Source organism: Flavobacteriales bacterium, from assembly GCA_016124845.1.
GTDB lineage: Bacteria > Bacteroidota > Bacteroidia > UBA10329 > UBA10329 > UBA10329.
Genome location: WGMW01000009.1, coordinates 96525 through 114971 on the forward strand (window position 1 = coordinate 96525; position 18447 = coordinate 114971).

The window sequence follows — 18447 nt, forward strand, 5'->3', positions numbered from 1 at the left end:
TGCGCTACTGTTCCATCAATCGATGTAAACACGCATTTCGTTCGGGTACTTAACGCTGAACGTGAAGGTGGTTTCCCAAGTCTGCCCTGCGGGAATCTCCACTTCCCATTCCAGAACACCCGTTTCCTTGTTGAGTTTGGCGTTGCCGCTTTCAAGCAATTCCACCTCTACTTCCTTGTCAGAAGAAACAGGGATCTGATCCTGGACAATGGCTTTGATCGCCTCAGAACGTGTGTTCTTCAAACTCAATTTGTAGCTTCTCTCTTGAATTTTCTTCCCGCCCAAAACCGTTTTCTTCGAGAACTCCTTGAGTTTGGTACGGTTTACCAGCACCTTCGTATCCGTTCCAAGCGATAGCACCAGCGTGTCGGCCACTCTTCCCGCGTGCAGCGTTGACTCGCCAATGTATGTGCCATCAACATGCAACGCTACCAGCCCGTCCAGCAGATTGTATTCTTCCCATCCCACCACTTTGCTGATGAGGAACGCCTTGTTCAATTCAACAGGAGCGCTGTAGTGTTTGAAACTGGCCACAATATCCAGCGCGTCCAATTGCACGGTGTGTTTTTCCTTGTCAGAAGGTATCGAACGTGTTGACTTCACCTCATACTGAATTCGAGTGGTCTTTTGAGCAATGGTTGCTGCGTTGTACGTGCCTCTGATCCTCACGCTATCGATGTAGGTGTTTGTTGCTCCATCACGGGAACCCTTTATTGAACCGATTTGACCATCATTACTTTGAACAGCAGCATACCTACCCCTACTTGCCAACTTAGATTTTTCCGTTGTGATCATAACTTGCTCAAGCTGCACATTTGCGGTCATAACCACATCGGCCTGAACGGATTGATCTGCTCTGACCGAGATGTACTCACGCTCTTTAGGAGAGAAACCGACACAGCTGACATATAATGTATAATTGGTTCCCGCTGGTACATCATTCATGGTGTACTTTCCTTCAAAATCAGTTGATACTGCCGTAACCACTTCGTCCCCATCCTTTAGAAGCACATTGGCAAACGGGATGGCCTCATAGCTGGAACCGTCCTTAATGTAACCGAATAGTTTTCCCGTTCCCGTTTGCGGGGCAACCGTACTTCTTCTGATGGCCGATGGACGGTACCCTTTCAACGGATCCCACATGATCAATTCCGGTTTTTCGGAACTCGTGAATGGATCTTCGGATGTGAGAATCAGGTCCACGTCCTTCCAATCAGACCCGGTCGACTGATTGATCTCTGCCTTCACATCCAATTCCAACGGGCGATCCAACCCTTTCATTTTCAGATCATATTTGGGTTTCCAGGTGGCATCGGGCACAATGTAACTCACCAGAAAATTACCGTTGCTGATGGTTTTCTCGCAGGTCGCTTCAACCAGAAGATCGATGGTCTGCTTCTTTGCCGTGCCGGTTATCTTACCCAGTCGGTCCATTCCGCTCTGTATTTCGGTTTGAATGACCAATGCCTCGCGTTCCAATTTCCGTTGTTTCAACTTCAGCTCGCTGGTCTTCTCTTCATAATAAGCGACTCCGTTTTTCCAAGCCTCAACCGTCATTCCAGATTGGGTGGAACTGATGTTCCTGTTCTCATCCAACATGGCACGCTGAACATTTATCAATGCGATCTGGTCGTTCTTATCCTCCAAATTGAATTTCAGCTTTTCAAGCTCCTTGTTGATGGCCTCTATCTCACTATCGTGGTTTTCGAGTGCCGTATATTTCACTTCGTTACCGATCTGATTGATGGAAATGCCATCAGGAGACTTTATCTGGAGCGATGTGAGCACGATTCCTGGCTCAATTCCCTCAATTCTGAAAAGATATTTGTTTCCCTTCGTGGCGCTGAATCCGCCTTTCCTACCGATCTGCGCCCCCTTAAAGTAAACCGTCACCTTTTCGATTTTGGAAGTTACCTTGACCTCAGTCCGTTCTTGCGCCCTGGCCGTGGCGGCCAAAATCACACAGGCAAGTAAAATGACAAATGGATTTTTCATTGTTCTTCGATTTACCAGTTCAGATTACGCAATGTAGGATATTCCATAAACGGCTTCAAACAAAAGTTCGCGGTAAGATTACTTTTGCAACCAGCGAAAATGGAGATGAGCACAGAACGATCAGAACAACTTTTTGAGAAAGCAAAAACACTTTTCCCCGGTGGGGTCAATAGTCCTGTAAGGGCATTCGGCAGTGTGGGTGGAACCCCGCGTTTCATCACCAAAGGAAAAGGTAGCAGAGTTTGGGATGCAGATGGAAACGAGTACATCGATTTCTGCGCTTCGTGGGGACCGCTGATCCTTGGCCACGCCAACGAGAAGGTGGAAAATGCCATCATCGAAGCGGTGAAAAATGGCCCGTCATTCGGTGCACCAACCGTGCAGGAAAATGAACTGGCCGATCTGATTCTCTCGAATCACAGATATGTTGAACGGATCCGTTTTGTGAGTTCAGGAACCGAAGCTGTGATGAGTGCCATCCGGTTGGCGCGCGGCTATACGGGAAGAAACAAGATCATCAAATTTGAAGGATGCTACCACGGCCATGTCGACTCACTTTTGGTGAAAGCAGGTTCTGGTCTGGTGACCTTCGGTGAATCGAGTTCTGCTGGCGTGCCAAAGAGTTTTGTGGATGAAACCATCGTCATTGCGCTGAACGATATTGAAGCGGTGAAAGCTGCTTTCGAGGAATTCAAGAATGAAATTGCGGCCGTTATCATTGAACCCATTCCTGCCAATAACGGATTGCTTTTGCAGGATGGAAAGTTTCTCCGCGCGTTGCGCGAAATCTGTTCGGACGAAGATGCGCTGCTCATTTTCGATGAGGTCATCAGCGGTTTCCGCGTGGGTTTTGAAGGTGCCGCAGGGCTTTACGACATCAAACCGGATATCATCACGCTTGGGAAGATCATCGGTGGCGGCATGCCTGTCGGGGCGTTTGCATCCAGCGAGAAGATCATGAATTCCATCGCACCGCTTGGTCCCGTTTATCAGGCGGGAACGCTGAGTGGAAACCCCGTGGCCATGGCTGCTGGTAGAGCTGCGTTGGAACAATTGCTCGAACCCAATTTCTACGCCACGCAGGAAAAGAAGACCAAAAAACTGGTTTCGGCCGTGCTGGAACATGTGGAGGAAAAGGAATACAAAGTGAAAATGTTCTCGGTCGGTTCCATCTATTGGATCGCATTTTCCGACCGTCCCAGCATCAGAAGTTCAGCAGAAATTGACCCAGAAAGCATGAACATTTACCGCAAATTCTACCACGCGCTTTTGGACAATGGCTTTTACATCGGCCCATCTGGCTACGAAGTAGGATTTGTAAGTGCGGCCCACACGGATGAGGACATTGCCGAGGCAGCACGCATCATAAAGCTGGCGCTGGACAAAGCACTCGGCTAAACTTACTTCTTGCTCTCTGCAAGAATGTAAGCCGCCAGATCCTCGATCTGTGAATTGCTCAACTTCTCTTTGGAGTAGATCGGCATGTATTCGGGGGTCTTCTCCTTCGACTCCGTTCCGTGGCGTGTGATGAAGTACACCGAACCGCCATTGCTTTTCTTGAAATACTTTACCAGCCAGTCAAAATCTTTCATATCCTCCCCGCTTCCGAAGACGGTCTTCTTGGTCACTTTTCCTGGTCCATGGCAATGCAGACAACTGTTCTCGAAGATCCATTTTCCGTTCTCCAAATTCCCCTTCTCGCCCATCTGACGGTCTTTGGTGGGAATCTCATCAACAAACGTTGCAGGATAACCCTCAATATACTTCGATTTGATCAACTTGATGTTGGCAGCCTTTTCTTCAGGCGTCTGCCCAGATTTTGAGATCTGCTTCAACTCGTCATCAGATAGATTCAGATCTTTCAATTTCAATTCAATGGCACTGAAATAATTGAGCACACCTTCCATTTCCTCATCTGTAAGTTCTCGGCCAACAGAACATTCCTTTGAACATAGATTGATCGCATTCTTCAAACTGTGTCTTGCAGGCCCGATCAATTCGATTCCGTACTTCTTCTCATTATCACCATTGAACCAACTGGTGCGGTTCATAATTCCATAGAATGTAGAACCAGGCAGATACGGCTGATTGAACTCCATGGAATATTTCAGTCGGCTATCCGGGTCGTTATCATCCGCATACTTGGATTCTGGCAGTACATTATGACAGTCGGTGCAAACAAAATATTCAGACACACGATACTCGTTCTTGCCGTTCATCCACGGACCGCCCAACTGCACAATATCCTTGCCCAGCCCCATCTTTTCCATGTTCTGTGTCCCCACATAATGCTCCGGCATCTCATCCCCAAGAGCAAGAAGGATACTGCTTACTGGCGTGTTCGGGTCGTATGGGGTTGGGTTGAGGAATTTACTGGCAGCAAAACCGCTGCATACCACGAAGGCAATGATGACGATGGAATACTTGTACATGGTGCAGATCGGTTATTGTTCGAACCTCAATTTTAGTGAAAAAGGCTGAAACCAAGAATCAAAGATGGGTAGCTTATTTCCCATCGTGAGGCTCATGTTGTATTGTTAGATCCAATCGGTAAGAAGATGCAGGAACGCTATCAGGCGATTCCACGAGAACCGAGTGCCTTTTACCGTTGAGGATTGGAAATTTGATTCTGGTTGTGAAGCCGTATCCGTTCGCTTTACTGCCATGGATGAAAAATAATTTTCCCATTGTTCCTCGCTGACCTTAACCCGTTCCACCTGTATTCGGTCAATCACTCTTCCTTTTAAACCATTTCGGTCAGCCGATTCAAAATTGTCACTCTGGAACAGATCTTCCAGCTCAAGTTCCAAAACATTGCATTCATTTTCATCCCCATCAAATGCAGGCACCGTCATTTTAAGGGGAGCTGCCTCCGGATATATGTAGCTGACCACCGCTACTCTTTCCTTGTCCGTCATATTTGGCAGAGAATAATGTATCAACCTTGAGTCAAATACCAAGAGGTCCCCGGCCTTCATGCTTATTGGTATCGCATAGCGTTTTAAGAACTCAGAACATTCATTGATAGCCTCTTCCGTTAGACCAGTACGACATGGTGGAAACACATATTGTGTCTTCGGGATCACGCAAACAGCACCATTGTCTACCACATCCATCATACATGCCCAAATATTTATGGATGAATACTCGCGCTCGTCAATAAACGCAGGATCCTGATGTAGGGGTAGAGAATGTTTAGGTCTTGGATGTTTTACAACAAAATTGAATATCAAGGGTTTGAATTCGCAGAACACCTTATGCAACTCCGGCTCAAGCAATTTCCAAAGACGGTTATGCACCTGCTTACGATAATGCACATCGTTCGAATAAGCACTCATATACATTCCTATCTGATTGACCCCAGCGTGCTCAAAATCGTTGTATATAGACCACGCATCACGGATAGTGTTTGTCGAAAAAAAATCTTCAAGCACAAAATAGCCATCCGTCTTAAGTTTTTCTCGGTGAGCAGCATTCAACAATTGGAAATAATCCTTCGGAAACCATCCTGTTCTGCGAAAAGGACTTACCTGGCCCCTTTTAACACCGTACGCTTCTGGTTCAGCCCCCATGTTACCCGTGATAATGAAGTCAACGACCAGACAGTTCCTTACGCCAACCATAACTGTTGGCTTTGACTGCCTCTTGCCGAAGACATCAACAAGTATAACAATAAGATTCAAACACCAATGTCCACCAAAAATCACCGACAAGAATTACTTACGTACATTAAACCCTATGCAACTCACCATCCTATATGATGCGGATACAGCCATTGTCAGGGCTACCCCCGTAGCTGCAATTACGAAGGAAAATGTGCGGAAAACCATTCAAAGAGCGTTGAAAGTAGCCAACGATCATGATTGTTTGCTCTTGTTTTTCGACATCCGAAAATGCCTGTTGGGCCAATCCTTAACTCAAGGGTTAAATACGATGAGTCATCTAATGGACATACCGGGAATGACCTTCAAACATAAGACGGCCGTCATTTTTGACCCAGAACGATATCCCACCGAAAGAGCAGAATTCATAGAGAACGTGGTTAACAATCGCGCCAACCCTGCTTTCCGGATTTTCCTGAACGAAGATGAGGCTGTCAGATGGCTGACTGGATAGCATTCAGCCGCTTCATCGCATCGTTGCGAATGTTACCTTTGCATTTAGAATGAATCTAAATAAGCAGAGCGTAGCCGAAGTGCTACAGAAGGTGAAATCGCCTGCGGGCAATGTGAGCATTGCCGAAAGTGGCGAATTGAAGAACATTCAGGTGTTCGGAAAGGAAGTGGATATTGATCTGGAGGTGAAAAGCCCTGCGCTCAACATCCGTAAGAAACTGGAAAGCGACATTAATACCGTGCTTTTCGAAGCGTTCGGAGATGTGAAGATCCGCGTGAATATCGCAGCCAAACCCATTCAGCAAGGACCGCAAGGCCCACCGACCATGAGCAAAGTGAAGAATATCATTGCCATTGCTTCGGGCAAAGGTGGCGTTGGTAAAAGCACCGTGACCGCCAACTTGGCCGTTGGGCTTGCCAAACTTGGCTACAAAGTAGGTTTGGTAGATGCCGACATCTACGGCCCGAGCATGCCACTGATGTTTGATATCGTTCACGAAAAGCCGAAGGTGCAGGTAATCGATGGCAAACAGTATATGATGCCTGTGGAAAGCTACGGTGTGAAAGTGATGAGCATCGGGTTCTTTGCCGACCCGCGCCAACCGATTGTTTGGCGAGGAGCAATGGCCACCAAAGCACTGAAACAGATGTTCGGTGATGTGTGGTGGGATGAACTCGACTACCTCCTACTCGACCTACCTCCAGGAACAGGCGATGTGCATCTTACGCTTGTTCAGTCCGTTCCAGTAACAGGTGCGGTTGTGGTGAGCACACCACAGGAAGTAGCTCTGGCCGATGCCCGAAAAGGCGTGGCCATGTTCCAACTCGACTCCATTAATGTTCCAGTAATTGGCTTGGTGGAGAACATGGCGTGGTTCACACCTGCCGAACTTCCTGAGAACAAGTACTACATCTTCGGAAAAGATGGTGTGAAAGGTTTGAGCGAACAATTGAACATTCCGTTGCTTGGACAGATTCCGCTGGTACAATCGGTTCGCGAAGCTGGAGATGTTGGCCGTCCAGCACTGTTGCAGGAGACCACCGAAGTCGCAGAGATCTTCAAGCATCTGGCGACAGCCGTAACGCAGCAAGTGGAAAACCGCAACCAGAAATTGGAACCAACTAAAAAGGTGGAAATAACCACCCGATAATTTTGCAAATGGATAAGGAGTTAAAAGAAAAGGTTGAGAGCGCGCTCGAGAGCATGCGCCCGTTCTTGGCTGCTGATGGTGGCGACATGGAACTGGTAAACATCACCGATGATATGGTAGTGCAGCTGCGATTATTAGGTTCTTGCAAAACCTGCAACATGAGCGAAATGACACTGAAAGCGGGCGTTGAAGAAGCTGTGAAGCGTTCCGTACCACAGATCACAGCCGTTGAAGCTATCGCTCATTGAACCAATCGTCATTTCCATTGCTGATAACCGTCAAGGTTTTCCGCAATTAGCAAACTACCTTTGCCGCCCACAAACACAAGTATGTCCGCAACGTTAGAAACGACCAAAGAAATAACCATCCTGTTTGCCGGTGATTCCGGAGATGGAATTCAGCTTACAGGAACGCAGTTTACCGACACCAACGCGCTTTTCGGAAACGACCTGAGCACCTTCCCGAATTTCCCTGCGGAGATCCGTGCCCCGCAAGGAACACTGGCGGGAGTTTCAGGATTCCAACTTCACTTCGGAAGTATTGAGATTTTCACTCCGGGTGATGAGTGCGATGCGCTGGTTGTGATGAATGTGGCCGCGCTGAAGGCCAATCTCAAAAGCCTGAAAAAAGGCGGGATCATCATTGCCAACACAGATGGTTTCGATGCCAAGAATCTTCGGTTGGCGAAGGTTGAAAGCGGCATCAGTCCGTTGGAAGATGGTTCGTTGAGCAACTATAAGGTCTATCCGATAGAGGTTACAAAACTTACCCGCGAATGTTTGAAAGACAGCGGTCTTGGCACTAAAGACATCGACCGAACCAAGAACATGTTCGTGCTTGGTTTTGTGCTGTGGATGTTCGATAGAACGTTGGATCCGACCATCAAATTCGTTTCGGAGAAATTCAAAAAGAAGCCTGAAATAGTGGACGCCAACGTCAAGGTGCTTAAGGCTGGTTACCACTACGGTGACACGACCGAAACGGCCACAACCCGTTTCAGCGTGGACAAAGCGGAGATGCCGAAAGGCACGTATCGCAACATGATGGGAAATCAGGCCACCGCATTAGGGCTCATTGCCGCTTCCAAACGTTCTGGTCTGGAGTTGTTCTACGGAAGTTATCCGATAACACCAGCTTCTGATGTATTGCATGAACTTGCCAAGCACAAGAATTTCGGTGTAAAGACTTTTCAGGCGGAAGATGAAATTGCCGCTGTGGCTTCGGCCATCGGGGCGTCTTTTGGTGGCGCGTTGGGCGTTACTGCATCCAGCGGACCTGGAATTGCGTTGAAAGGCGAAGCCATAGGACTGGCCTTGATGCTGGAACTTCCGTTGGTTATTGTAAACGTGCAACGTGGTGGTCCATCAACCGGACTTCCAACCAAAACAGAGCAAGCCGACCTGCTTCAAGCAGTTTACGGAAGAAACGGTGAAGCGCCAGTAGCAGTTGTTGCGGCAGCTACGCCAGCCGATTGTTTCAATATGGCTTTTGAAGCTTGCCGATTGGCCGTGCAACACATGACGCCTGTATTCTTCCTCTCGGATGGTTATCTGGCAAATGGTGCAGAGCCTTGGAAATTCCCAACGGAAGATGAATTGCCATCCTTCAAAGGAAACTTCGCAACGCCAAGTGACCTGAAAGACGGAGAATATTTGCCTTACGAACGCGATGAGAATCTGGTGCGCAAATGGGCAATCCCTGGAACACTTGGTCTGGAGCATCGAGTTGGCGGAATTGAGAAGCAGGACGGAACGGGCAACATCAGCTACGATCCGGACAACCACCAGCACATGGTGAACACCCGTGCTCAGAAAGTGGCAAACATTGCCAAGAATGTTCCATTACAGGATATTGAGCTTGGCTCAAAAACCGGAAAAGTGTTGGTTCTTGGTTGGGGCTCAACTTACGGAGCTATCAAGGCTGCGGTGAAAGACCTGACGGAAGAAGGACATTCGGTTTCGCACGCACATGTGCGCTATCTGTTTCCGTTCCCTCAGAATTTTGAAGAAGTACTGAGAAGTTTTGACACAGTTCTGATCCCTGAAATGAACATGGGACAACTGCGAATGATGATTCGAAGTGAATTCCTGATCCCAGCAGTTGGCTTGAACAAGGTGAAGGGAATTCCTTTCACCAAGGGTGAGATCAAGAATAAGGTGTTGGAGTTATTGGATCAGTTAATTAAGTAAAGCTATTAACCACAGAGAACACGAAGAATCCACAAAGAATCACAGAGAATGTCCTCTGTGTACCTCGGTGAAAAAACTCCGTGTTCGCTGTGGTAAAAAATAAATCATGGCAGAAGTTTTGAATGGCGCAATGACCGCCAAAGAGTTGGAAACCGATCAGGAGGTAAGATGGTGCCCAGGTTGTGGCGACTACTCTATTCTGAAACAAGTGCAGAAGGTAATTCCTGAACTCGGCATCAAGCGCGAGGATATCGTTTTCATTTCGGGCATTGGCTGCAGCAGCCGTTTTCCGTACTACATGAACACGTACGGAATGCACAGCATTCATGGTCGCGCCCCAGCTGTTGTAAGTGGATTGAAATCCACAAATCCTGATTTGAGCGTGTGGATGATCACAGGAGATGGCGATTCACTTTCCATCGGTGGAAACCACTTGATCCATCTTCTCCGAAGAAACTTCGACATAAACGTACTGCTGTTCAATAACCAGATCTATGGCCTGACCAAAGGACAGTATTCGCCAACATCGGAAGAGGGAAAGACCACGAAGTCGACTCCAATGGGTTCATTGGACCATCCATTCAACCCAGCGGCTTTGTGCTTGGGTGCAGATTCAACGTTCTACGCCAGAACCATGGACCGCGACCCTGTTCACATGCGTGACATTCTCCTGAAAGCGAGCCACCACAAAGGCACGAGCATGATCGAGATCTATCAGAACTGTAACGTCTTTAACGATGGTGCATTCTTCGGCATGACCGACAAGGAGACCAAGAAGCAGCAGACGCTATTCGTTGAGCACGGAAAACCGCTGATCTTCGGTCAGAACAATGAGTTCGGAATTAAACTGGATGGATTCAAGCCCGTGATCGTGAATATGGATTCAGCAAGTGCAGATGACCTTTGGATCCATGATGAGAAAGATCGCGCCAAAGCGAATATCCTGGCGCGTTTCTACGGAAATCCTGCCACAGAAGGGGAACTTCCAAGGCCGTTCGGAGTTTTCTATTCTGAAGACAGACCTTGCTATGAGGATCTTTTGGTCAACCAAGTTGAAGTTGCCAAAGAGAAATTTGGAGAAGGCGACCTGAATGCGCTTCTGAGAGGAAAAAACACGTGGACGATCGGCTGATCAATCAGCGATAAGTTCGAACCTGCGACCGTTGCTGTTGGCACTCAGGTCGGTAATGTTGAAGTTGTCCTTGTCGAGCTGATCGATCTGAAAGATCCGAGTTTGATTACCATCGGTAAGCGTCACCTTGCGGATGCCGTCTGTGAAAAGCCACGAGCCTGTCACTTCCACCAACTGACCTCCACTTTCCGGATAGTATGATTCGTTGAAACCACCATCGTTATCAAGGGTCAATCGATAATTGATGTGCGTAGCAGTATACGTACTTGTAATATCCTGATCGTTCTGATAGACCTTGAATATCTTCCAGGTCTGCGCAATATTGGTTTTGGCCTTTTCGGCTTTGGTAGCGCAGCCAACGCCCACGATCACCACCAATAGAAATGCTATTATCGTTCTGCTCATTTTCAATCAATTTCAACAAAGATACTTACCAACGATCGGAACTCTGCGTCCCATTCCAAACGCTTTACGACTGACCCGTAGTATCGGTGGTGTCTGATAACGCTTGTACTCGTTCAGATTCACCAAGCGGAGCACACGGTTCACCAACGCCTCATCGTGTCCCATGGCAATGATCTCCGCAGGTCCTTTTCGGTTCTCGATATACTGGATCAGAATCTCATCCAAGATGTCATATTCAGGTAACGAGTCCGAATCCTTCTGATCGGGGCGCAACTCTGCGCTTGGGGCTTTGGTGATGATGTTCTCAGGAATGACCTCACCACTTCTGTTCACCCATCGCGCCAGCTCGTAAACCTCTGTTTTGTAGAGGTCAGCAATCACCGAAAGGCCACCGTTCATGTCGCCATAAATGGTAGAATAACCGACCGCACATTCGCTCTTGTTGGATGTATTGAGAAGGATGTTCCCGAACTTGTTCGACACCGCCATCAGCAGCACGCCACGGATGCGCGCCTGAAGGTTTTCCTCTGCCAAGTTGAACGGCAGATCACCAAAGATCGGATTCAGATCCTGACGGAAATTCTTGAATAGATTCTCAATCGAAACAATATCGTACTGCGTACCAAGATTCTCGGAAAGCTGCACCGAATCATCCACAGAATGTTGGGATGAAAACCCAGATGGCATCAGCAACGAACGCACATTTTCCGCGCCCAACGCCTGCTGCGCGAGGTAGAGAACAACGGCAGAATCGATTCCGCCAGATAGGCCGATAACTGCCTTGCTGAACCCAAGTTTCCCAAAGTAATCGCGGATGCCAAGAACCACCGCATCATGAATGCGCTCGATCTTGGATCGCTGATCAACGTTCCGTTCTTCACCGATCAATTTCAGATCTCCATCAAACTCGAACGTGGATGAATCTTTTTGGAAGTAATCGAGTTCGTGAAGAAGGTTTCCATTCGCATTCAGCGCCATGGAACCACCATCGAAGATCAGTTCGGTCTGCGCGCCCACATGATTCGTATAAAGCACCGGCAAACCGTACTTGCGACAGTTCTTCTCCAAAATTCGAATACGGTCTTCGCGATGCGAAAAATCGAACGGAGAAGCGGCAATGTTCACCATCAACTGCGGAGCGTGTTTCATCAACTCGTCCATCGGACTGGTGATGTACAACGGATCTTCAATGTTCCAAAGATCTTCGCAGATGGTCAGCGCAATTCGGGTTCCGTTCAACTCCACGGTCTCGAACGCACGGTTCGGTTCAAAATAGCGGTACTCGTCAAAGATGTCGTAGTTCGGAAGCAACGATTTCTTTACCACTTGCTTCACCTTGCCATCGGCCAGAACATACGCTGCGTTGAAAAGGCTTTTTCCACTTGGCGCGTCATTGCGCAAAGGCGCACCGACAATGGCCGAAATTCCCATACATTCCGCTGCAATTTCTGCGATTGAATCCTCACATCTTCGAATAAAATCCTCGAACTCCAGAAAATCGCGAGGCGGATAGCCACATACGGAAAGCTCGGAAAAAACCACCAGATCCACTTGGTCGGTAGCCGCTTTTTTCACCTCCGCAATGATCTTCTGAACATTCTGTTCGAAGTTGCCGATGTGGTAATTGAGCTGCGAAAGACGGATCTTCATGCTATAAAAAAGCCGAGGTTTTGAGGCCTCGGCAAAGGTATTCTTACTGGTGGGAATCAGAAGAGGATTCCGACATTCAATGCCACATGATGCATGTTCGCGTTCAATTCGAACGGAACTTTCGTTTTTGGATCCTTTGAATCGTATCGGTATAAACCTTCTTTCTTATCCAGATCACTGCTCTTCGGGTCGCGCATCAGATCGATGAAACCGTTGTGGTACGACACACTCACAACCAGCGAGGTGTTGCCAGAGAATCGCCACTCGAAACCTGCTCCGATACGCAACTTGATATTGGCAAATGAGGTCTGATTGTAGACAGGTTTATAATCAGCAGTTTCGGATGCGCCAAGCGTTTCAGTCACCACCAACGTGCTATCATCCACACTTCTACCGGTTACCATTTGCCGCGTATCCTTGGCCCTTGCCGCCACCAAAACGGATAGATCCACACCGAACTGACCGAAATACGTAAAGTACCCGATCTCGTTGGTCATCAACTTCAATGTGATCGGCAGATTCACGTAATCATATCGATACACGCGCGAACTCAACCGATAGGTAGAATCGTTCTGTGTGGACAGATAACGCACATCCGCTCCATTGAAATTAAGTGCCGCCCCGGCCATCTTGTGTTCCAGCCCGAATGCCACCGCATAATTGTTGGTGAAGGCGTATTCGGCCATCATGCCGTAACCGAACTTCATCCGCGCACCACCCGATTTCACGCCTTCTGTGTTGGGCTGAAAGAAATCGACAGATGGCGAAAGGTTGAACCCGATCCGGAACTTTTTCCGAAGCTGAGGACCGACCTTCTGATCCTGTGCAAAACCCGCCACACTCAACGATACGGCAATCAATGTCAGAAATAGGTTTTTCATAATTTCGACCGCTTCAATTCGTTGCCAAAATTACACGATCATTCGGCATGAGAATTTCACGGCATTGGCCGATCATTTTATCGATTCTTGCTTTGATGGGCTGCAACAGCAACCCACTCGATGTGGATGTGAGCCATATTGAGGTGAACATGGGTTACGGTCGCTTGGACCAAGAACTCTTCGCGCTCGACCCAACGGCAGGAAAAACCGACACCAAAACGCTCCAAGACAAGTATGGAGAATTTTTCACGCTCTACTCGGAAGGTGTTCTGCAACTTGGAAACCCCGAAGATGGCTCGTTTCCGTTTGCGGTAGCGCAGTTCATCACCAACGAGAACATGCTTACACTGCACAGTGATGTTGAGAAGCAATTCGGGAATCTTGAAGGAATTGAAGAACAACTCACTGACGGATTCCGTCACTTCAAGTATCATTTTCCAGATAGCTTGGTGCCGAATGTCGTGTTTGTCATCTCGGCCTTGAACAACAGCGTCATTGCAAGCAAGACCACATTGGGCATTGGACTCGATATGTTTCTCGGTGCGGATTATCCCGTGTATCCTCTGGCAGGATTTCCGAAATATATGTTCGACAACATGAAACCCGATCAGGTGGTTCCGCAGGCCATGAAAGGTTGGTTACAATCCATGTTCGAAACAGAGGCAGAACGGAAAACGCTGCTGGACCACATGGTTTTTGAAGGTAAATTGCTGTATGCGCTTGATGCCACGCTCCGAAACACGGAAGACTCTGTGAAAGTCGGATTCAGCCCCTACGCCATGGAATGGTGCCAAACATACGAGCCACGCATTTGGGCGCATTTGGTGGATGAGGAACTCCTCTACACCACCGATTACATGACTATCAACAAGTGGATAAATCAAGCTCCGTTCGTGGCTGGAATTCCAAAAGACTCACCAGGAAGATTGGGTCAATGGGTCGGCTGGCAGATCGTACGGAAGTACATGCAGGAAAACCCGAACATCAGCCTTCAACAGCTGATGCTGAACCAGAACGCGCAGGATATTCTGGCGCATTCCAAATACAAACCGAAACTGTAACATGAGCAAGACATCAAAGATCACGTTCAACGTAACCCTTGACGAGAACCAAGTGCCCGAAAAGATCGATTGGATGGCCACAGACGCTGGCATGGAAACCAATCTCGACAGCAAGGCGATTATGATCTCTGTGTATGACACCGATAGCGAAGAAACACTCCGTATGGACCTCTGGACCAAAGAGATGCGCGTAGATGAAATGAAGCGGTTTTTCCATCAGACCATTGTTTCCATGGCCGATACGCTGCAACGGGCCACAAGCGAAGACAAAATGGCGGCCGATATGCGCGAATTCGGACAACATTTCGCCAAAGAGATGTTTGATTGAACTTGGGCGCAAGTGCAATGACGCGCTTACTACGCCCCAAGTTTTATTTGAAGATTTCGCCCCGCGCGTATATATTTGTGAACTTTGACAAAACCAAATAGGTAAAACCTTTTACTGTCCAATGAAAATCTCAACCCCGCTTAATGGATTGTTCCTGTTGTTGCTTCTAACGATCGGAATGGTTGACCTCGTACACGCCCAAGCCGAACCAGACCCGCTGGTATTCAACAACGGAGCCATGTTCTTCATCAATGGAGGGATCAACGACTCTGCTGTAGTTTGGGTAGATGGCACATTCACAAACAATGACAGTACACTTGTCAACTTGGGCAAGTTGATCGTGAAGAACGACTTCATCAATAATGCGCAGTGCGGTGGCGACAACACATTCCCGCTACAGATTCCCGGAAACAACGGCATGTTTGACGTTTACGGTGACTGGGAGAACAACGGCATCTTCTATGCAGGAACGGGAAAAGTCCGATTCTTTGCCAATGACACAATCGATGGCGATTCCATTCAAGGTGTTTCCATCACACGCTTCCATGACGTGGAACTGATGGCACACAATCGAAGAGTTCAGGACAGTATCGATACAGAGATCGACCCAAGCGGAACGATCAACCTGCACAGAGGTGAGTGGGCAACCGATGTCAACATCCTTTGGGTATTTAACCCCGCTGTTGGTGCTGTACAGCGCAATGCAAACTGCGACACATGTGGTTTCGTCTCAAGTTTGGACAATGGGAATTTGGCGCGTGCGGTTGCACAGAATACCAACTATCTTTTCCCAACCGGTTCCCGTTTGAACGTTTCACCCAATCAGATCAAGCGTTACCGTCCGGTGATCATCAAACCACAGACAAACGCGGTTGATACATTTCACGTGAGATTCGTGAACCGTAATGCGACCATCAACGGCCTTCCGGTTACGAATTTGGACACTAACCTCTGCTACGTAAACCCATGGTGGTATCACAGAATCAACAAGGACAATGGCGGTGTGGCCGCAGCGGAAATTGATATTCGTTCCAATCCATTCGCGCCACTGATCGATGAGGATTACAACACCATGGCCAATTGGAGTACCAGTAACGCTGTTTGGGAAGACCTGATCAACACCGCATCGGGTGTAGTGAATTTCTACCCTCAAGTAGGTGTTTACAACTATTCTGATTTCGCAACCTATCCAGAAGACGCTTACATTCTTGGCTTCCGTGTTCCGCCAGCACCAGAAGTTACCGGAGATACCGCGCTTTGCGCAAACGTCCCTACGACCTACTCCGTACCTGATAACGGATCTTCTTACGATTTCGTGGTTACAGGCGGTACGGTAATAGCTCAAGACAGCACCTCTGTAACGGTTATCTGGCACAATGACAGTCTTGGCGCTGTTTACGGTTCGGTTGATGTTTTAGAAACCATTCCGAATTCGATCAATGGAGGATGTACTTCACATCTTCAGAACTACAGTGTAGAGATCTGGCCGCTTCCTATCGCCAACTTCTCAATCAGTACTGACACGACCTTGCCAGGAGGAATTTTCGTTGACGACATTCTCGGAATGGTGGATTCGAGCATATTGACGAGCGAATGGTATTGGGATTTCGGTGATGGCGTAACAAGCAATGACTCCACTCCTTACCATACGTACGGTGAAACAGGTACGTATGATATTCAACTCATTGTGCGAAGCGGACTTGAGTGTTTGGACACCATGGTCATTTCAGTCAATGTTGTTGAAGGAATGATCATTCCTAACGTATTTACCCCTAACGGTGATGGATGGAATGATGTGTTTGACGTAAGAACAAGCGCAGTAGGCGACTACAAACTTCAGATCTACAACCGCTGGGGCAATATTGTGTTCGAAAACACTTCTCCACTTATTTCTTGGGATGGCACCACTTCGGCTGGCGTGCAAGCTCCGGCTGGAACGTATTTCTACGTAATTACAAACCCAACGATGGTTTCCGGTAACGCCATTGAAGACAACGGTGACAATTTCAGTACGCCTCCGGGAGGAGATGTAAACAAAGGTTGGCTTCAGTTGATAAGGTAACCGGACCGGTGTAAATACACTAAAAAGGCTTCCATTAGGAAGCCTTTTTTATTGGCCGAACTTTCCTGCGAAATCAGAATTCAACTGATTGACATATTCCAAAAGCTCTTCCCGACCATCAAACTTTTCTGCTGACGTTAAGAACTGATGTGGGAGCTCATCCCAGGTTTCCAGCATCTTATCCTGATAGGCCTTTATCTTGGCTTCAACCTCTTTGGGTTTCAGTTTATCCAACTTTGTAAAGACAATACTGAACGGAATCTGCGACATACCAAGCCATTCCATGAATTCAAGATCGATCGTCTGAGGAGAATGCCTTGAATCAACCAGCACAAAAACATTCACCAGATTCTCCCGCTGTAGAATGTAATCCGAGATCATCTTCTCAAACTTCTGCCTATGGGCTTTTGGAACCTTGGCAAACCCATATCCGGGAAGATCCACCAAGTACCATACATCATCCACCAAAAAGTGATTGATGAGTTGTGTCTTACCAGGCGTGGAACTGGTCTTGGCCAGGTTCTTCCGCTGCATCAACATATTGATCAGCGAAGACTTGCCAACGTTGGAGCGACCAATGAATGCATATTCAGGACGATCCGGCTTCGGACATTTACGCACGTCCGAATTGCTCATCACAAAACTCACATCTTTAATTACCACCGACATCAGTTGGCTTTAACGTGCTGCTTCAGCCACGGGGCAAGCAATTGATTGAACTGCTGCGGATGCTCCATCATTGGTGCATGTCCGCACTTTTCAATCCAATACAACTCTGAATTTGGAAGGAGCTCATGAAACTCATCAGCCACCTCCGGAGGAGTAACACCGTCTTCTCTTCCCCAGATCAGACAAACCGGAGCGTTGATACTTGGAAGATCGTCCTTCATGTTATGACGGATGGCCGACTTGGCAATAGCCAGAATACGAACCAATTTGTTCCGATCATTGATGATCTCAAAAACCTCTTGAACCAATTCTTCTGAGGCAGTAGCAGGATCATAAAAAGTAGCCTCCACCTTCTTCCTTATATATGCCTTATCCTCTCTTCGAGGGAAAGAACCTCCGAAGGCGTTCTCGTACAGACCAGAACTTCCGGTCAGAATCAGCGCGTCCACTTTTTCGGGATGAACAACCGTGTAAACCAACGAAACGTGACCGCCCAACGAATTTCCAAGTAGCGAAACGGTATTGTAGCCTTTGAAGGTGACAAACTCATGGATGTATCCCGCCAACTCCTTCACGTTGGTTTTCAATAGTGGAAGATCATAGATCGGCATCATCGGGATTACCACTTTATAATCCTTCGAGAATTCATCCAGCACACCGTGGAAATTGCTGAGCGCACCGAAAAGGCCATGCAGAACCAGCAACACCGGCCCTTCACCACGCTCAATGTACTTATGCCCTGCTTCTTCCTTTATCATCCGTTGAAATGACGTTCGCCCAAAATTAACCAAAAATGAAGGGGCGGAAAG

17 protein-coding genes are annotated in these 18447 nt (G+C 47.8%); 9 read left to right on the forward strand and 8 right to left on the reverse strand.

The features are described from left to right. Positions 1-15 precede the first annotated feature (15 nt). Positions 16-1995, reverse strand: coding sequence for a mucoidy inhibitor MuiA family protein (locus tag GC178_04510; GenBank protein ID MBI1286821.1), 1980 nt, complete (start codon positions 1993-1995; stop codon positions 16-18). A gap of 99 nt (positions 1996-2094) precedes the next feature. On the opposite strand from GC178_04510, the gene hemL reads away from it, so the two are divergent. Beyond that, positions 2095-3393: a glutamate-1-semialdehyde 2,1-aminomutase gene (gene hemL / locus GC178_04515; protein ID MBI1286822.1), complete on the forward strand. Its 1299-nt coding sequence runs from the start codon at positions 2095-2097 to the stop codon at positions 3391-3393. 2 nt (positions 3394-3395) lie between these two features. On the opposite strand, the gene GC178_04520 is transcribed toward hemL, so the two are convergent. Both GC178_04520 and GC178_04525 read right to left on the reverse strand, forming a co-directional pair. Then, entirely contained in the window at positions 3396-4427 is a 1032-nt protein-coding gene (locus tag GC178_04520) for a c-type cytochrome (GenBank protein ID MBI1286823.1), read from the reverse strand. 105 nt (positions 4428-4532) lie between these two features. Then, positions 4533-5708: a hypothetical protein gene (locus GC178_04525; protein MBI1286824.1), complete on the reverse strand. Its 1176-nt coding sequence runs from the start codon at positions 5706-5708 to the stop codon at positions 4533-4535. A 25-nt stretch (positions 5709-5733) separates the two neighbouring features. Between GC178_04525 and GC178_04530 the strand changes: the two genes are divergently transcribed. The 5 genes from GC178_04530 to GC178_04550 all read left to right on the forward strand — a co-directional run bounded on the left by GC178_04530 (position 5734) and on the right by GC178_04550 (position 10582). After that, entirely contained in the window at positions 5734-6111 is a 378-nt protein-coding gene (locus tag GC178_04530; GenBank protein ID MBI1286825.1) for a hypothetical protein, read from the forward strand. A gap of 49 nt (positions 6112-6160) precedes the next feature. After that, on the forward strand, positions 6161-7261 hold the full coding sequence (locus tag GC178_04535) for a P-loop NTPase (protein MBI1286826.1): 1101 nt from the start codon (positions 6161-6163) through the stop codon (positions 7259-7261). 8 nt (positions 7262-7269) lie between these two features. Next, positions 7270-7509, forward strand: coding sequence for a NifU family protein (locus GC178_04540; GenBank protein ID MBI1286827.1), 240 nt, complete (start codon positions 7270-7272; stop codon positions 7507-7509). A 60-nt stretch (positions 7510-7569) separates the two neighbouring features. Continuing rightward, positions 7570-9450: a 2-oxoacid:acceptor oxidoreductase subunit alpha gene (locus GC178_04545; protein ID MBI1286828.1), complete on the forward strand. Its 1881-nt coding sequence runs from the start codon at positions 7570-7572 to the stop codon at positions 9448-9450. 106 nt (positions 9451-9556) lie between these two features. Beyond that, positions 9557-10582: a 2-oxoacid:ferredoxin oxidoreductase subunit beta gene (locus GC178_04550; protein ID MBI1286829.1), complete on the forward strand. Its 1026-nt coding sequence runs from the start codon at positions 9557-9559 to the stop codon at positions 10580-10582. On the opposite strand, the gene GC178_04555 is transcribed toward GC178_04550, so the two are convergent. Genes GC178_04555 through GC178_04565 form a run of 3 tightly spaced genes read right to left on the reverse strand, consistent with a single transcriptional unit; the run spans position 10583 to position 13518 of the window. Then, on the reverse strand, positions 10583-10987 hold the full coding sequence (locus GC178_04555) for a hypothetical protein (GenBank protein MBI1286830.1): 405 nt from the start codon (positions 10985-10987) through the stop codon (positions 10583-10585). 12 nt (positions 10988-10999) lie between these two features. Then, positions 11000-12637, reverse strand: coding sequence for an NAD+ synthase (locus GC178_04560; GenBank protein MBI1286831.1), 1638 nt, complete (start codon positions 12635-12637; stop codon positions 11000-11002). A 56-nt stretch (positions 12638-12693) separates the two neighbouring features. Next, a complete protein-coding gene (locus GC178_04565; protein MBI1286832.1) occupies positions 12694-13518 on the reverse strand; it encodes an outer membrane beta-barrel protein in 825 nt (274 codons plus the stop codon). A gap of 47 nt (positions 13519-13565) precedes the next feature. Here GC178_04565 and GC178_04570 point away from each other — a divergent pair, with 47 nt between their 5' ends. From GC178_04570 to GC178_04580, 3 genes are all read left to right on the forward strand, one after another. Continuing rightward, positions 13566-14579: a hypothetical protein gene (locus tag GC178_04570; protein ID MBI1286833.1), complete on the forward strand. Its 1014-nt coding sequence runs from the start codon at positions 13566-13568 to the stop codon at positions 14577-14579. 1 nt (position 14580) lies between these two features. Continuing rightward, entirely contained in the window at positions 14581-14907 is a 327-nt protein-coding gene (gene gldC / locus GC178_04575) for a gliding motility protein GldC (GenBank protein MBI1286834.1), read from the forward strand. Positions 14908-15028: 121 nt separating this feature from the next. Then, complete coding sequence (locus GC178_04580) at positions 15029-16969, forward strand: T9SS type B sorting domain-containing protein (GenBank protein ID MBI1286835.1); 1941 nt, start codon at positions 15029-15031, stop codon at positions 16967-16969. Positions 16970-17017: 48 nt separating this feature from the next. On the opposite strand, the gene GC178_04585 is transcribed toward GC178_04580, so the two are convergent. Next, a complete protein-coding gene (locus GC178_04585; protein MBI1286836.1) occupies positions 17018-17638 on the reverse strand; it encodes a YihA family ribosome biogenesis GTP-binding protein in 621 nt (206 codons plus the stop codon). Further along, a complete protein-coding gene (locus tag GC178_04590) occupies positions 17638-18396 on the reverse strand; it encodes an alpha/beta fold hydrolase (GenBank protein ID MBI1286837.1) in 759 nt (252 codons plus the stop codon). The genes GC178_04585 and GC178_04590 overlap by 1 nt, the downstream gene beginning before the upstream one ends. Positions 18397-18447 lie beyond the last annotated feature (51 nt).

What these genes read in the sequence shown, in the direction of transcription:
- GC178_04510 (MBI1286821.1), bottom strand. Translation starts at nt 1,995, where the DNA reads ATGAAAAATCCATTTGTCATTTTACTTGCCTGTGTGATTTTGGCCGCC.
- hemL (MBI1286822.1), top strand. Translation starts at nt 2,095, where the DNA reads ATGGAGATGAGCACAGAACGATCAGAACAACTTTTTGAGAAAGCAAAA.
- GC178_04520 (MBI1286823.1), bottom strand. Translation starts at nt 4,427, where the DNA reads ATGTACAAGTATTCCATCGTCATCATTGCCTTCGTGGTATGCAGCGGT.
- GC178_04530 (MBI1286825.1), top strand. Translation starts at nt 5,734, where the DNA reads ATGCAACTCACCATCCTATATGATGCGGATACAGCCATTGTCAGGGCT.
- GC178_04535 (MBI1286826.1), top strand. Translation starts at nt 6,161, where the DNA reads ATGAATCTAAATAAGCAGAGCGTAGCCGAAGTGCTACAGAAGGTGAAA.
- GC178_04540 (MBI1286827.1), top strand. Translation starts at nt 7,270, where the DNA reads ATGGATAAGGAGTTAAAAGAAAAGGTTGAGAGCGCGCTCGAGAGCATG.
- GC178_04550 (MBI1286829.1), top strand. Translation starts at nt 9,557, where the DNA reads ATGGCAGAAGTTTTGAATGGCGCAATGACCGCCAAAGAGTTGGAAACC.
- GC178_04555 (MBI1286830.1), bottom strand. Translation starts at nt 10,987, where the DNA reads ATGAGCAGAACGATAATAGCATTTCTATTGGTGGTGATCGTGGGCGTT.
- GC178_04560 (MBI1286831.1), bottom strand. Translation starts at nt 12,637, where the DNA reads ATGAAGATCCGTCTTTCGCAGCTCAATTACCACATCGGCAACTTCGAA.
- GC178_04565 (MBI1286832.1), bottom strand. Translation starts at nt 13,518, where the DNA reads ATGAAAAACCTATTTCTGACATTGATTGCCGTATCGTTGAGTGTGGCG.
- GC178_04570 (MBI1286833.1), top strand. Translation starts at nt 13,566, where the DNA reads ATGAGAATTTCACGGCATTGGCCGATCATTTTATCGATTCTTGCTTTG.
- gldC (MBI1286834.1), top strand. Translation starts at nt 14,581, where the DNA reads ATGAGCAAGACATCAAAGATCACGTTCAACGTAACCCTTGACGAGAAC.
- GC178_04580 (MBI1286835.1), top strand. Translation starts at nt 15,029, where the DNA reads ATGAAAATCTCAACCCCGCTTAATGGATTGTTCCTGTTGTTGCTTCTA.
- GC178_04585 (MBI1286836.1), bottom strand. Translation starts at nt 17,638, where the DNA reads ATGTCGGTGGTAATTAAAGATGTGAGTTTTGTGATGAGCAATTCGGAC.
- GC178_04590 (MBI1286837.1), bottom strand. Translation starts at nt 18,396, where the DNA reads ATGATAAAGGAAGAAGCAGGGCATAAGTACATTGAGCGTGGTGAAGGG.